The following is an 11,569-nucleotide window of genomic DNA, read 5'->3' as shown; positions in this document are numbered from 1 at the left end:
GCCTGTCCTTCGGTGCCGACCCCAGTGCACTCGCCCGGTTGGGCGGGGTGATGGGTGGTTGGTCGTTGTTTGAGAACTGCACAGTGGACGCGAGCATCTGTGGCCAAGTTTTTAAGGGCGCACGGTGGATGCCTTGGCACCAGGAACCGATGAAGGACGTGGGAGGCCACGATAGTCCCCGGGGAGTCGTCAACCAGGCTTTGATCCGGGGGTTTCCGAATGGGGAAACCCGGCAGTCGTCATGGGCTGTCACCCGCTGCTGAACACATAGGCAGTGTGGAGGGAACGCGGGGAAGTGAAACATCTCAGTACCCGCAGGAAGAGAAAACAACCGTGATTCCGGGAGTAGTGGCGAGCGAAACTGGATGAGGCTAAACCGTATACGTGTGAGACCCGGCAGGGGTTGCGTGTACGGGGTCGTGGGAGTTCTCTTGACCGGTCTGCCGGCCGGTCGGCGAGTCAGAAACCGTTGGTGTAGGCGAAGGGCATGCGAAAGGCCCGGCGTAGAGGGTAAGACCCCCGTAGTCGAAACATCAACGGCTCGTTTGAGAACCACCCAAGTAGCACGGGGCCCGAGAAATCCCGTGTGAATCTGGCGGGACCACCCGTTAAGCCTAAATATTCCCTGGTGACCGATAGCGGATAGTACCGTGAGGGAATGGTGAAAAGTACCGCGGGAGCGGAGTGAAATAGTACCTGAAACCGTGTGCCTACAAGCCGTGGGAGCGTCGCTGGCAGAACTTGTTCTGTCAGTCGTGACTGCGTGCCTTTTGAAGAATGAGCCTGCGAGTTAGCGGTGTGTAGCGAGGTTAACCCGTGTGGGGAAGCCGTAGCGAAAGCGAGTCCGAATAGGGCGTTTGAGTTGCACGCTCTAGACCCGAAGCGGAGTGATCTAGCCATGGGCAGGTTGAAGCGGCTGTAAGAGGTCGTGGAGGACCGAACCCACCAGGGTTGAAAACCTGGGGGATGACCTGTGGTTAGGGGTGAAAGGCCAATCAAACTCCGTGATAGCTGGTTCTCCCCGAAATGCATTTAGGTGCAGCGTCGTGTGTTTCTTGCCGGAGGTAGAGCACTGGATAGGCGATGGGCCCTACCGGGTTACTGACCTTAGCCAAACTCCGAATGCCGGTAAGTGAGAGCGCGGCAGTGAGACTGTGGGGGATAAGCTCCATGGTCGAGAGGGAAACAGCCCAGAGCATCGACTAAGGCCCCTAAGCGTACGCTAAGTGGGAAAGGATGTGGAGTCGCAGAGACAACCAGGAGGTTGGCTTAGAAGCAGCCACCCTTGAAAGAGTGCGTAATAGCTCACTGGTCAAGTGATTCCGCGCCGACAATGTAGCGGGGCTCAAGCGTACCGCCGAAGTCGTGTCATTGCAGTACATACCCCCAACGGGGACTGTGATGGGTAGGGGAGCGTCGTGTGCCGGGTGAAGCAGCCGCGGAAGCGAGTTGTGGACGGTTCACGAGTGAGAATGCAGGCATGAGTAGCGATACACACGTGAGAAACGTGTGCGCCGATTGACTAAGGGTTCCTGGGTCAAGCTGATCTGCCCAGGGTAAGTCGGGACCTAAGGCGAGGCCGACAGGCGTAGTCGATGGATAACCGGTTGATATTCCGGTACCCGCTGTGAAGCGTCAAACATTGAATCAGGCGATGCTAAGTCCGTGAAGCCGTCCTGGACCCTTCGGGGAAAGGGAAGTGGTGGAGCCGACGGACCAGACTTGTAGTAGGTGAGTGATGGGGTGACGCAGGAAGGTAGTCCAGCCCGGGCGGTGGTTGTCCCGGGGTAAGGGTGTAGCCCGTCATCCAGGTAAATCCGGATGGCATGTGGGTGAGACCTGATGCCGAGCCGATTGTGGTGAAGTGGATGATCCTATGCTGTCGAGAAAAGCCTCTAGCGAGTTTCATGGCGGCCCGTACCCTAAACCGACTCAGGTGGTCAGGTAGAGAATACCGAGGCGTTCGGGTGAACTATGGTTAAGGAACTCGGCAAAATGCCCCCGTAACTTCGGGAGAAGGGGGGCCATCACCGGTGATCTGTCTTGCACAGTGAGCTGGGGGTGGCCGCAGAGACCAGCGAGAAGCGACTGTTTACTAAAAACACAGGTCCGTGCGAAGCCGTAAGGCGATGTATACGGACTGACGCCTGCCCGGTGCTGGAACGTTAAGGGGACCGGTTAGTGCACTTTCGGGTGTGCGAAGCTGAGAACTTAAGCGCCAGTAAACGGCGGTGGTAACTATAACCATCCTAAGGTAGCGAAATTCCTTGTCGGGTAAGTTCCGACCTGCACGAATGGCGTAACGACTTCTCGACTGTCTCAACCATAGGCCCGGTGAAATTGCACTACGAGTAAAGATGCTCGTTTCGCGCAGCAGGACGGAAAGACCCCGGGACCTTTACTATAGTTTGATATTGGTGTTCGGTTCGGCTTGTGTAGGATAGGTGGGAGACTTTGAAGCGGCCACGCCAGTGGTTGTGGAGTCGTCGTTGAAATACCACTCTGGTCGTGCTGGATGTCTAACCTGGGTCCGTGATCCGGATCAGGGACAGTGTCTGATGGGTAGTTTAACTGGGGCGGTTGCCTCCCAAAGAGTAACGGAGGCGCCCAAAGGTTCCCTCAGCCTGGTTGGCAATCAGGTGTTGAGTGTAAGTGCACAAGGGAGCTTGACTGTGAGACCGACGGGTCGAGCAGGGACGAAAGTCGGGACTAGTGATCCGGCGGTGGCTTGTGGAAGCGCCGTCGCTCAACGGATAAAAGGTACCCCGGGGATAACAGGCTGATCTTCCCCAAGAGTCCATATCGACGGGATGGTTTGGCACCTCGATGTCGGCTCGTCGCATCCTGGGGCTGGAGTCGGTCCCAAGGGTTGGGCTGTTCGCCCATTAAAGCGGTACGCGAGCTGGGTTTAGAACGTCGTGAGACAGTTCGGTCCCTATCCGCTGCGCGCGCAGGAGTCTTGAGAAGGGCTGTCCCTAGTACGAGAGGACCGGGACGGACGAACCTCTGGTGTGCCAGTTGTCCTGCCAAGGGCATGGCTGGTTGGCTACGTTCGGAAAGGATAACCGCTGAAAGCATCTAAGCGGGAAGCCTGCTTCGAGATGAGGACTCCCACCCCCTAGAGGGGTTAAGGCTCCCAGTAGACGACTGGGTTGATAGGCCAGATCTGGAAGCCCGGTAACGGGTGGAGGTGACTGGTACTAATAGGCCGAGGGCTTGTCCTCAGTTGCTCGCGTCCACTGTGTTAGTTCTGAAGTAACGAACAGCTGTGTCGGCTGAACAGTTCCTCAATTGAAGAGTGTGCTTGTTCGCTGCCCTGTTCAGCTCCGCATCGCGGGGCTACTTAATAGGGTTTCGGTGGTCATAGCGTGAGGGAAACGCCCGGTTACATTTCGAACCCGGAAGCTAAGCCTTACAGCGCCGATGGTACTGCAGGGGGGACCCTGTGGGAGAGTAGGACGCCGCCGAACAATTTTTGAGGACCCCTGGTCCCAGCGTTCACGCTGGGACCAGGGGTCCTTTTGTTTTTGTCGAAGCGCGCTCGGTTGCCGAGTGCGTAAGAATGACTGCGGTACCGATGACAGGAGTCACCCATGTCGACCAACTCTCCCGACGACCGACCGGAACGCGAGCAGCGTCGACGGGACGACGGCGACCGGGGCGGATCCCGCGGAGGGCCGCGTCGAGACGGTGACCGTGGGAGCTCCGGCCGCCGTGATGATCGGCGCGACGGCCCCCGTGCTGACCGCGGTGGTTTCCGCCGCGATGATCGGCGGGACGCCCCGCGCGACGACCGTCGAGGTGCCCCGCGTGACGATCGCGGTGGGGCCCGTCGCGATGACCGCAGGGACGACCGTGGTGGGTTCCGGCGCGATGACCGGCGCGATGGCCCCCGCGATGACCGTGGCGGACGCCCCGCGTTCCGGTCCGGCGACCGGACGGATGGCCCTCGACGGGACGACCGCGACCGCGGTCCGCGTCGCGAGGGCGACCGTCCCCCCTTCCGCCGTGACGATCGGCGGGACGCCCCGCGCGATGATCGTGGTGGGTTCCGTCGTGATGACCGGCGTGACGGCCCCCGCGATGACCGTGGCGGGTTCCGCCGCGATGACCGGCGCGATGACCGTAGGGACGACAGCCGGGGACGTCCCGGTGGTGGCTTCCGCCGTGACGACCGTCGTGATGGCCCGCGTGACGACCGTGGTGGGTTCCGTCGTGATGACCGGCGGGACGCTCCCCGGGATGACCGTGGTGGGTTCCGTCGTGATGACCGACGTGACGGCCCCCGCGATGACCGCGGTGGCTTCCGCCGCGACGATCGGCGCGATGACCGTAGGGACGACAGCCGGGGACGTCCCGGTGGTGCGTTCCCGCGTGACGACCGTCGTGATGGCCCGCGTGACGAACGCGGTAGGTTCCCGCGCGACGATCGTGGGAGCTCCGGCCGCCGGGATGACCGGCGGGACGCTCCCCGGGATGACCGTGGTGGCTTCCGCCGCGATGACCGGCGTGACGATCGGCGGGACGCCCCGCGTGACGACCGCGGTGGGTTCCGTCGTGACGATCGGCGTGACGCTCCCCGGGATGATCGTGGTGGGTTCCGTCGCGACGATCGGCGGGATGGACCGCGTGACGAGCGTGGTGGGTTCCGTGGGCGCGACGATGATCGGCGTGGTGGCGGGTTCCGGCGGGATGACCGTGGGCGGGATGACCGTGGCCGTGGGCCGCGCAGGGACGACAGCCGGGGACGTCCCGGTGGTGGGTTCCGGGGGCGGGATGACCGCGATCGTGGCCCGCGTTGGGACGAGCGGGAGCGTGAGCCGATCAAGCGGCTGCCGATCCCGGAGGACGTCACGGGCGAGGAGATCGACAGCGACGTACGGCAGGAGCTGCTGAGCCTGCCCAAGGGGCTTGCCGAGGATGTCGCGAAGAACCTGGTGATGGTTGCCAAGTCGATCGACGAGGACCCCGAGCTGGCCTATGGCTACTCGAAGGTCGCCCTGCGGCTCGCCTCGCGCGTGGGTGCCGTACGGGAGGCCGCGGGCTTCGCCGCGTACGCGACGCAGCGGTACTCCGAGGCGCTCGCCGAGTTCCGGGCGGCGCGTCGGATGAGCGGGTCGGTGGAGTTGTGGCCCATGATGGCGGACTGCGAGCGTGGCCTGGGCCGCCCGGAGAAGGCGCTCGACATGGCCGGTGCGCCCGAGGTGCAGAAGCTGGACAAGGCGGGCCAGGTCGAGATGCGGCTCGTCGCGGCCGGTGCCCGGCGGGACATGGGGCAGCTGGACGCGGCGATCGTGACGCTGCAGAGCCCCGAGCTCGCCTCGAGTTCCGTACAGCCGTGGACCGCGCGGCTGCGCTATGCCTACGCCGACGCGCTGCTGGCCGCCGAGCGGGAGGATGAGGCGCGCGAATGGTTCGCCAAGGCCATCGAGGCGGACAAGGACGGCAGCACGGACGCCTCCGACCGTTTGGCGGAGCTGGACGGTGTGGAGTTCGTCGACGCCTTCGATGAAGATGACGAGGACGTTGAGGGTGACGGTGACGAGGCTCAGTCCGAGGCGGGCGACAGCGCGTCCACGGCTCCCGCTCCCGCCGAGGCCGAGCAGCGTGATGAAGGCGCCGACGATGACCGGCCTGAGCGCGCGGCTGAGTAGGGCGTAGGGGACGAAACGAAGGAGGGGCGGGACCGAAACGGTCCCGCCCCTCCTTCGTCGTATGTGCGGCCGTGGGTCAGTGGGCCAGGCTGCGCAGGACCAGGCCTGAGGCCGGTTTCGGGCCGAAGGAGGTGGACTTGCGGGGCATCGTGACTCCCTGGCGGGCCAGGTCCCGCACGACCTCCTCGCGTACGGGGTGCATCAGGACCGCCGTACCGCCGTCGCGCTCCGCCTTGGCGACCGTGGCCGCGGCGTCGTGGATGTAGCCGATGTGTTCGGGGGCGTCCGGGATCTTCCAGAGGTGGTTGAGCAGAGCGGCGTGCAGGACCGTCGCGTCCAGGGTGCGCCAGGCCTCGGGGCGGTCGTCCGGGACCGTACGGGCGAGCAGCTCGGGTGAGGGTCGGTCGATCAGGTGGAAGGCTCCGTCGCCCGCCAGCAGCAGCGCGTTGGACTCGGCGGCGGCTTCGGCGAGTGTGTCCAGGGCCTGCGGGAGCGGGCCGTCGACTCGGCGTACCCGGAAGGTGTCCGAAACGGCTGAAAGCGCTTCCGCGACGGGGAGGCGGTGCAGCAGGCGGTGGATACCGCGCACCTGGAGTGGGTAGCGCGCGGTGTCGACCAGCAGGACCAGGCCGAAGTCCCACGGGGTCGGTGGGGTGTGCTCGGCGCGCAGGCGCAGATACGTCGCCCAGCGGTGGTGGCCATCCGCGATCAGGGCCTGCTGCTGGGCGAGGTCGGCGCGGACCTCGGCCAGCTCGGCCGGGTCGGTGACCGCCCAGAGGCGGTGGCTGTGGCCGTCCTCGGTGGTGGTGGAGAGCAGCGGGGTACGGAGCACGGTGCGCTCGACGACGGCGGCCGCGCCCATCGCGTTGCCGTTGCCACGGTAGGACAGCAGCAGGGGTTCCAGGTTGGTGGCGGTGGCACGCATCAGGTCCGCGCGGTCCTCGATGATGTGCGGCATCACGCCCTCGTGCGGCAGGACGACGCCCTCCGTGGCGTCGGAGAGCTCGAGTGCCCCGATGATCCCGCGCTGGAGCAGGTCGCCCTTGCGCTGCTCGTAGACGTACAGCGCGGGCTCGTCGTCGGGCGCGAGTATCCCGTCGGACAGCCAGCGGTGCAGCGTGTCCGAGGCCTGCTCGCGGCGGGCCGCCGGGGTGTCGGCCTGGGGGAGGATCAGCCGGACGATGTTGTGCGGGTCCGCCGACTCCAGGTGGTGCAGCCCGTCCGGGCGGACCACGACGTCGTACGGCGGTGAGGTCACGGCGGCCAGACTGCCGACCCGTTCGGGGACGTAGCGCAGTCCGCGGAACGGGATCAGGTGCAGACCTTTGACTGCCGGACCTGTGGAGTTCATGCCTGCATCGTATGTGGGGCGCTGGATGCGAGATGATCGGGGTGAATACGGCGAGCGAGGAGCCATACGTAATGAGCCAAACCCCCAGGACCAGCCCGGCGGCCAGCGAGCGGGCACTCAGCGAGGCGTACGACACGGCCCTGCTCGACCTGGACGGGGTGGTGTACGCGGGCGGTGAGGCCATCGAGCACGCCGTGGAGGCACTGCTGGCGGCGCGTGAAGGCGGGATGCGTCTCGCGTACGTCACCAACAACGCCCTCCGGACGCCGGAGACCGTGGCCGCGCACATCACCGATCTGGGGGTGCCGACCGAGGCGGCCGATGTCATCAACTCCGCGCAGGCCGTGGCCCGGCTGATCTCCGAGCAGGTGCCCGCCGGTTCGCGGGTGCTGGTGATCGGTGGCGAGGGGTTGCGGATCGCGCTGCGCGAGCGTGGTCTGGTGCCGGTGGAGTCGGCGGAGGATGGTCCGGCCGCGGTGGTGCAGGGGTACGGCGGGCCCGATCTGGCGTGGGGCCGGTTCGCGGAGGCCTGCTTCGCGATCGCGCTGGGGGTGCCGTGGTTCGCGTCCAACACCGATCTGACCCTTCCCAGTCCGCGGGGGATCGCGCCGGGCAACGGCGCGGCGGTCGAGGTGGTCCGTATCGCGACGGGTGCCGAGCCGCAGGTGGCGGGCAAGCCGCTGCCGCCGATGCACCGGGAGACGATTCTGCGGACCGGGGCCGAGCGTCCGCTGGTGGTCGGTGACCGGCTGGACACGGACATTGAGGGGGCGTTCAACGGTGGCGTCGACTCGCTGCTCGTCCTGACCGGGGTGACCGACGCCGGGCAGCTGCTGGCCGCTCGGCCCGAGCACCGGCCGACGTATGTCGACGCGGATCTGCGCGGGATGCTGACCGGGCAACCGGAGGTGTCGGTCGCGGGGGACGGGTTCGGGTGCGGCGGGTGGACCGCGGTCGTACGGGATGACGCGCTTGTGCTGGACGGCGACGGTGCGGTCATGGACGGGCTGCGGGCGCTGTGCGCGGCGGCGTGGACCTGGGCCGGGGACGGAGTCTGCACGCTGGACGCGGGGAAGGCGCTGGCCAGGCTGGGGTGGTAGGCGCGCTGGTGGGCGGCCTCGGCCGCTGGAGAGGGTGGTTGACGGGGTCAGCCAGAGAAGTAGGGGTAGGCTAACCTAACCTCGTGTTGGTTGACAGTACTCCCCGCGAGCGTCCCCAGGCGCTACCGCCACCGCCACCGCCGTCGCCGCTATCGTCACCGCCGTCGTCCTGGCGACGCTCCGCGATCTGCGCCGCCGGTCTCCTGGTCTCGGTCGGGGTGCTGTTGGTGGTGGTCGTCGCGAGCATCGCGGTAGGCGCCAAGCAGATACCCGTCGGCGACGTCTGGCACGGGTTGTTCCAGTACACCGGGACGGACAACGACGTCGTCATACGGGACCTTCGGGTGCCCCGCACTCTGCTCGGCCTGGTTGTCGGCTCCGCGCTCGGGCTGGCCGGTGCCGTACTCCAGGCGCTCACCCGCAACCCCCTCGCGGACCCGGGGCTGCTCGGCATCAACGCGGGCGCCGCGGCCGCGGTGGTGTCCGGCATCAGCTTCTTCGGAGTCAGCTCGCTGAGCGGCTATGTGTGGTTCGCCTTCGGGGGTGCCGCGGCCGTCTCCGTCCTGGTGTACGTGCTCGGGGGCGTCCGCAGCGCCACGCCGGTGCGGCTCGCGCTGGCGGGCACGGCCGCCACCGCCGCGTTGATCGGGTACATCAACGCCGTACAGCTGATGGACAACGTGGCGCTGGACAAGATGCGCTTCTGGACGGTCGGTTCGCTGGCCTCCGCCTCGATGGACACGCTGTGGCAGGTGCTGCCGTTCCTGGCGGTCGGCACGCTTCTCGCGCTGAGTCTGGCCCGGCCGCTGAACGCGATGGCGCTGGGTGACGACACCGCCCGTGCGCTGGGCGCCGGGCTGAACCGTACGCGCGCGCTGTCCATGGCCGCCGCGACACTGCTGTGCGGCGCGGCCACCGCCGCCTGTGGGCCGATCGCCTTCGTCGGGCTGATGGTGCCGCACCTCGTCCGCTCGTTCACCGGCCCCGACCAGCGCTGGATCCTGCCGTACGCGGCCGTGCTGTCGCCGGTCCTGCTGCTGGGCTCGGACGTCGTCGCGCGGGTCGTCGCCCGGCCGTCCGAACTGCAGGTCGGCATCGTCACCGCCCTGATCGGCGGACCGCTCTTCATCTATCTCGTACGCCGCCGGAAGCTGGCCCAGTTGTGAAGGCCCTACGCACCCGGGCGGGCCTCTCCGTCCGGTTCGACCCACGAGCGCTCGCCGTCGTCGGGCTGCTCTGCGCCGCGGTGCTCGCCGCGAGCGTCGTGCTGATCGGCACCGGTGACTTCGAGATCCCCGCCGCCGACGTGATCCGTACGCTGCTCGGGAGCGGTGCACCCGCGCACCAGTTCATTGTCAACGACCTGCGGCTGCCGCGGGTTCTGGTGGGGCTTCTGGTCGGCGCCGCGCTCGGGCTGTCCGGGGCGATCTTCCAAACCATCTCCCGCAATCCGCTGGGCAGCCCCGACATCATCGGCTTCGGGCAGGGCTCGGCGGTGGGCGCGCTCACGGTGATCGTGCTCTTTCAGGGCGGCGCCGCGGCTGTCGCCTTCGGGGCGATCGTCGGAGGCGTGCTGACGGGTGCGGTGATCTACGCGCTTGCCTGGCGGCAGGGTGTGCACGGCTACCGGCTGGTGCTGGTCGGCATCGGCGCGGCCGCTGTGCTCACCGCGGTCAACGGCTATCTGCTCACCAAGGCCCAGCTAGTCGACGCCGCCCGTGCCATGGTCTGGCTCACCGGCTCGCTCGACGGCCGGGACTGGGCGCATGTCTGGCCGCTGCTCGCGCTGTGCGCCGTACTCGTACCGCTGGTGCTCTCCCGGGCGCGTGCGCTGCGGATGCTGGAGATGGGCGATGACGTGGCGTACGCGCTGGGCGTACCGGTGGAGCGCACCCGCCTGGTCCTCATGACGGCCGCGGTGCTGCTCGCCGCCAGCGCCACGGCCGCGGCGGGGCCGGTCTCCTTCGTCGCGCTCACCGCGCCGCAGCTCGCCCGGCGGCTCACGCGGTCGCCGGGACCTGGTCTGCTTCCCGCCGCGCTCATGGGCGGGCTGTTGCTCATCACCGCCGACCTGGCCGCGCAGCGGCTGTTCGGCACGGACACCTTGCCCGTCGGCGTACTGACCGGTCTGCTCGGCGGCGTCTATCTGCTGTGGCTGCTGGTCACCGAACGTAAGGCGGGACGGATATGAAGACCCCTCAGAAGCAGGAGCGTACGGCTGTGAACGGGCAGAACCGGCTGATCGCCGACGAGGTCACCCTCGGCTACGACCAGCGGATCATCGCCGAGCGGCTCTCGGTCGAGATCCCGGACAACTCCTTCACCGTGATCGTCGGCCCGAACGCCTGCGGTAAGTCGACGCTGCTGCGGGCCCTCTCCCGGATGCTCAAGCCCAGCCATGGCCGGGTGCTCCTGGACGGGCAGACCATTCACTCGATTCCCGCCAAGAAGGTGGCCAGAACGCTGGGGCTGCTGCCCCAGACGTCCATCGCCCCCGACGGGATCACCGTCGGCGACCTGGTGGCCCGCGGACGCTATCCGCACCAGGGGCTGCTGCGGCAGTGGTCCCCGGACGACGAGCGGGTCGTCGACGAGTCGATGGCCGCCACCGGAGTCGCCGAACTGGCTGATCGCTATGTCGACGAGCTCTCCGGCGGTCAGCGGCAGCGCGTCTGGATCGCGATGGCGCTGGCGCAGCAGACACCACTGCTGCTCCTGGACGAGCCGACCACGTTCCTGGACATCCAGCATCAGATCGACGTCCTCGACCTCTGCGCCGAGCTGCACGAGGAGCAGGGGCGCACGCTCGTCGCGGTGCTGCATGACCTGAACCACGCGGCGCGGTACGCGACCCACCTCATCGCGCTGCGCGACGGCGAGGTCGTCGCGCAGGGCCCGCCGTCCGAGATCGTCACGGCGGAGCTGGTGGAGCGGGTCTTCGGGCTGCCGTGCCAGGTCATCGACGACCCGGAGACGGGGACGCCGCTGGTCGTGCCCGCGGCGCGCAGGGCCCGGGTGGCTGCGGCGCGGGTCGACTAGGACGACCGGAGAGCAGGACCTGGGCGCGCTGAGCCGGGGTGGCCCTGGCGGGTGACAGGAGCGTCCTGAGCCGTAGCTACAGGAGTGTCCTGAGCCGTAGCAGGTCGCGGACTCCGGCCTCAAGGCGTACCCGGCCCGAGGCCCAGGCGCGGGCGAAGTGCAGGTCGCCGCCGACCAGGGCCACCAGGTCGTCGCCGGTCATCGCGAGCCGGATCTGGGCCTTCCCGCGCGGCGGTCCGCTGTGGGCGCCGGTCACCTCGATCCGGCCGCCTGTGAGGCGGCCCTCGAAGGTGGTGTCGAGGTCGGTGATACGGCAGCTCAGCGAGCGGTCCTGGGCGAGGGCGCCGCGTACGTCGCCGTTCGCCCGGGACATGTTGTCCGAAAGTGTGTCGAGTGCGGCGCGGCACTCCTCTATCGTCGCCATC

The 11,569-nt window shown here is 67.3% G+C and carries 8 protein-coding genes and 2 rRNA genes; 8 read left to right on the top strand and 2 right to left on the bottom strand.

Going from position 1 to position 11,569, the window contains the following annotated elements; translation table 11 throughout:
- Nucleotides 1-101 precede the first annotated feature (101 nt).
- The 4 genes from GCN81_RS02500 (at nucleotide 102) to GCN81_RS31685 (ending at nucleotide 5,654) form a co-directional block, all read left to right on the top strand.
- Nucleotides 102-3,224, top strand: a 23S ribosomal RNA gene (locus tag GCN81_RS02500).
- A gap of 129 nt (nucleotides 3,225-3,353) precedes the next feature.
- Nucleotides 3,354-3,470 (top strand): 5S ribosomal RNA (gene rrf / locus GCN81_RS02495).
- 220 nt (nucleotides 3,471-3,690) lie between these two features.
- On the top strand, nucleotides 3,691-4,896 hold the full coding sequence (locus GCN81_RS31690) for a hypothetical protein (RefSeq protein ID WP_197287447.1): 1,206 nt from the start codon (nucleotides 3,691-3,693) through the stop codon (nucleotides 4,894-4,896).
- Nucleotides 4,833-5,654 (top strand): tetratricopeptide repeat protein, encoded by an 822-nt coding sequence (locus GCN81_RS31685; RefSeq protein WP_197287446.1) that lies wholly within the window; start codon nucleotides 4,833-4,835, stop codon nucleotides 5,652-5,654. Before GCN81_RS31690 ends, GCN81_RS31685 begins: the two co-directional genes overlap by 64 nt.
- Before the next feature lie 76 nt (nucleotides 5,655-5,730).
- Here the strand turns inward: GCN81_RS31685 and GCN81_RS02485 are convergent, their stop codons facing one another.
- Nucleotides 5,731-7,005, bottom strand: coding sequence for a DUF1015 family protein (locus GCN81_RS02485; RefSeq protein ID WP_156721727.1), 1,275 nt, complete (start codon nucleotides 7,003-7,005; stop codon nucleotides 5,731-5,733).
- Nucleotides 7,006-7,076: 71 nt separating this feature from the next.
- Between GCN81_RS02485 and GCN81_RS02480 the strand changes: the two genes are divergently transcribed.
- The 4 genes from GCN81_RS02480 (at nucleotide 7,077) to GCN81_RS02465 (ending at nucleotide 11,144) form a co-directional block, all read left to right on the top strand.
- Nucleotides 7,077-8,105 (top strand): HAD hydrolase-like protein, encoded by a 1,029-nt coding sequence (locus GCN81_RS02480; protein WP_156721726.1) that lies wholly within the window; start codon nucleotides 7,077-7,079, stop codon nucleotides 8,103-8,105.
- An 83-nt stretch (nucleotides 8,106-8,188) separates the two neighbouring features.
- Nucleotides 8,189-9,271, top strand: coding sequence for a FecCD family ABC transporter permease (locus GCN81_RS02475; protein ID WP_156721725.1), 1,083 nt, complete (start codon nucleotides 8,189-8,191; stop codon nucleotides 9,269-9,271).
- Complete coding sequence (locus tag GCN81_RS02470) at nucleotides 9,268-10,296, top strand: FecCD family ABC transporter permease (RefSeq protein ID WP_156721724.1); 1,029 nt, start codon at nucleotides 9,268-9,270, stop codon at nucleotides 10,294-10,296. Before GCN81_RS02475 ends, GCN81_RS02470 begins: the two co-directional genes overlap by 4 nt.
- Complete coding sequence (locus GCN81_RS02465; RefSeq protein WP_156721723.1) at nucleotides 10,293-11,144, top strand: ABC transporter ATP-binding protein; 852 nt, start codon at nucleotides 10,293-10,295, stop codon at nucleotides 11,142-11,144. Before GCN81_RS02470 ends, GCN81_RS02465 begins: the two co-directional genes overlap by 4 nt.
- Before the next feature lie 76 nt (nucleotides 11,145-11,220).
- Here the strand turns inward: GCN81_RS02465 and GCN81_RS02460 are convergent, their stop codons facing one another.
- The gene (locus GCN81_RS02460) at nucleotides 11,221-11,568 is read right to left on the bottom strand and encodes a sterol-binding protein (protein WP_156721722.1); all 348 of its coding nucleotides are present in this window, start codon (nucleotides 11,566-11,568) and stop codon (nucleotides 11,221-11,223) included.
- Nucleotide 11,569: the final 1 nt, after the last annotated feature.

This window comes from Streptomyces apocyni, from assembly GCF_009739465.1.
Lineage (GTDB): Bacteria > Actinomycetota > Actinomycetes > Streptomycetales > Streptomycetaceae > Streptomyces > Streptomyces apocyni.
This window is presented reverse-complemented; position numbering and strand designations above follow the sequence as displayed.

Bases quoted from the DNA above. Each gene is read 5' to 3' on its own strand.
- GCN81_RS02480 (WP_156721726.1), top strand. From the start codon at position 7,077: ATGAGCCAAACCCCCAGGACCAGCCCGGCGGCCAGCGAGCGGGCACTC.
- GCN81_RS02485 (WP_156721727.1), bottom strand. From the start codon at position 7,005: ATGAACTCCACAGGTCCGGCAGTCAAAGGTCTGCACCTGATCCCGTTC.
- GCN81_RS02465 (WP_156721723.1), top strand. From the start codon at position 10,293: ATGAAGACCCCTCAGAAGCAGGAGCGTACGGCTGTGAACGGGCAGAAC.
- GCN81_RS02460 (WP_156721722.1), bottom strand. From the start codon at position 11,568: ATGGCGACGATAGAGGAGTGCCGCGCCGCACTCGACACACTTTCGGAC.